The 2,612-nt window shown below is 73.1% G+C and carries 2 protein-coding genes; one reads left to right on the forward strand and one right to left on the reverse strand.

Annotated elements, in window-relative coordinates:
* A partial coding sequence (locus ACY45C_RS21200; RefSeq protein WP_462189313.1) for a SulP family inorganic anion transporter occupies positions 1-562 on the reverse strand: 562 nt, incomplete at its 3' end.
* 552 nt (positions 563-1,114) lie between these two features.
* On the opposite strand from ACY45C_RS21200, the gene ACY45C_RS21205 reads away from it, so the two are divergent.
* On the forward strand, positions 1,115-2,612 hold a 1,498-nt coding region (locus ACY45C_RS21205), incomplete at its 3' end, for a phytoene desaturase family protein (RefSeq protein WP_462189312.1).

Below are 2,612 nucleotides of genomic sequence, written 5' to 3' on the forward strand. Positions count from 1 at the left end.
AGATCCAGAGGAGGATCGTGGCGATGGTGACGAAGCCGACGAGGGTCGCGGAAACGTGCGGATCGACGATCGCCTCGGGCACTGCCGCGACGTTGTCCCAGGCGTGGCTCTCGGCCTGTCCGCCCAGCACCACGTGGAACTGGCCGAGGACGATCGTCAGCCCGATGCCGCCGAGCATCCCGTGGACGATGGCCGGCGAGACGGCCAGAGAGGTGCGGGCGACCCGGCAGAGCCCGAGCAGGATCTGCAGGATCCCGGCCCCCACGGTGATCAGGCAGGTGACGCGCCACCCGTAGGTGTGGACGAGGTCGGCAACGATGACGGTCAGCCCGGCGGCCGGCCCGCTCACCTGCAACGGCGCACCGCCGAGGGCGCCGGCGACGACGCCACCGATCACCGCGGCGAGGAGACCCGCGGCGACCGGCGCCCCCGAGGCGACGGCGATGCCCAGCGACAGGGGCAACGCCACGACGAACACGACCAGGGAGGCCTGGAGATCGGGGCGCAGGGGGCTGTGGTCACCCTGGGCCCGGCGCACGTGCTTGGCGGTGGACCCGGGCATGGGCGGCGAATGGCTGTGCCGGGACGGTGACGGCGGGGAAACCGAAGCGGTCATGGCATCCTCCTCGAGTTCGATGCGGCGGGACGGGTGTCTCGTCGGAGATCGGCCCCGAAGTATCACCGTTGGGGACGGTTTGCCGGCGCCCGTCGGACACCGCGGTCCGACCACATCCGACGTCCACCCTGGACCCGCGGAAACGGAAAGCGACTGATGATGCACAGATCTCAACGCGCGAGTCCACAGCTGAGTTTCCCTCTGTGACAGACACCCCATTTATGAGTGATACTGGACACCTTTTATGGCATCCGCTCCCGGGCTCGGACCAGCGGCGCGACGGCGGCCCTGGAGCACGACTGGACGGGCGGGCATCACCTTCAGGCGGGCATCACCTTCAGGCGGGTATCACGTTCGGGCGGGTATCACGTTCGGGCGGGTATCACGTTCGGGCTCGATGCCCGGCAGCGGCACGATCGTGCGTGGCCAGCTGCCGCCGGGTGGGGTACCCATCGACGGTCCGGATGGGCGAGGTTCTCCGAATGGAAGAGGTGCGCGGTGAGCACGGACAGCTTCGACACGGTGATCGTCGGGGCCGGTCCAAACGGGCTGACCGCAGCCCTGACGCTGGCCGAGGCCGGCTGGCGGGTGCTCGTCCGGGAGGCCGCAGGCACTCCCGGTGGTGGGCTGCGCACAGAAGAGCTGACGCTGCCCGGCTTCCGGCACGACGTGTGCGCAACCGTCCTGCCGCTCGCGCTCGCCTCCCCGGCACTGCGCGCCTTCGGCACAGGCCCGACGTCCTCCGCAGGCCCGACCCCCACCGCAGGCCCAGCCCCACGCCCGGCCCCGGCCGGGGGACTTCGGTGGGCGCATCCGCCGGTGCCGCTCGCCCACCCGCTCGACGACGGCCCGGCGGCGCTGCTGCGCCGCGACCTCAACGCCACCGCGGCAGGCCTCGCCGACCGGGACGGCGCCGATTCCGGCTGGCGCCGGCTGGTCGGCCCGCTGGCGTCCGACGGCTCGCGGCTGGCCGAGGGTGTGCTGGCGCCGTTCGACCTGCCGCCCACCGCGCCCCTGGCCCTCGCCCGGTTCGGCGTGCGCGGGCTGTGGTCCGCGACCGCGCTCGCCCGCGCCGCGCTGCGCGGTGAGGCGGCGCGAGCGCTGTTCGCCGGACTCGCCGCCCATTCCATGATCGATTTACATCGCCCGGTCACCGCAGGCTACGGGCTGTTCCTCGGGGTGCTCGCGCACCAGGTCGGCTGGCCGGTAGCCGTCGGTGGATCATCGTCGCTGGCGGAGGCCCTGGTCGCCCGGCTGCGCGAGCTCGGCGGCGAACTGGTCACCGGCGCCCCGGTGACCAGCCTGTCGGAACTGCCGCCCGCGCGGGCCGTGCTGCTCGATCTCACCCCTCGCCAGGTGCTCGCGGTCGCCGGCGACGCGCTGCCCGGCCGCTACCGCGTCGCGCTCAGCCGATACCGGTACGGACCTGGAGTTTTCAAGATCGACTGGGCGCTCGACGGACCGGTGCCCTGGCGCGATCCGGCGGTCGCCGGGGCGGCGACCGTACACCTGGGCGGCACGCTCGCCGAGATCGCCGCGGCCGAGCGGGCCGTCGCCCGCGGCCACCATCCAAACCGGCCGTTCGTACTGTTCGTTCAGGCGTGCGCCGCCGACCCGAGCCGCGCCCCGGCCGGCCGGCACACCGGGTGGGCCTACTGCCATGTCCCACTGGGCTCCAGCGTCGACATGACCGATGCGCTCGAGTCCCAGGTCGAACGCTTCGCCCCCGGATTCCGCGACCGGGTGCTCGCCCGCCACGTGATGGGACCGACGGCACTGGAGGCGCACAACGCCAACGAGATCGGCGGCGACATCGGCGGTGGCACCGCTGACCTGCGCCAGTTGGTCGCCCGGCCGGTGCTCTCGCCACGCCCCTGGGCGACGCCGCTGCCCGGCGTCTACCTGTGTTCGGCCGCCACCCCTCCCGGCGCCGGGGTACACGGCATGGCCGGGCTGCACGCGGCGACCCTCGCCCTCAGCCAGGAGCGGCGACCGG

This window comes from Frankia sp. CcWB2, from assembly GCF_977927585.1.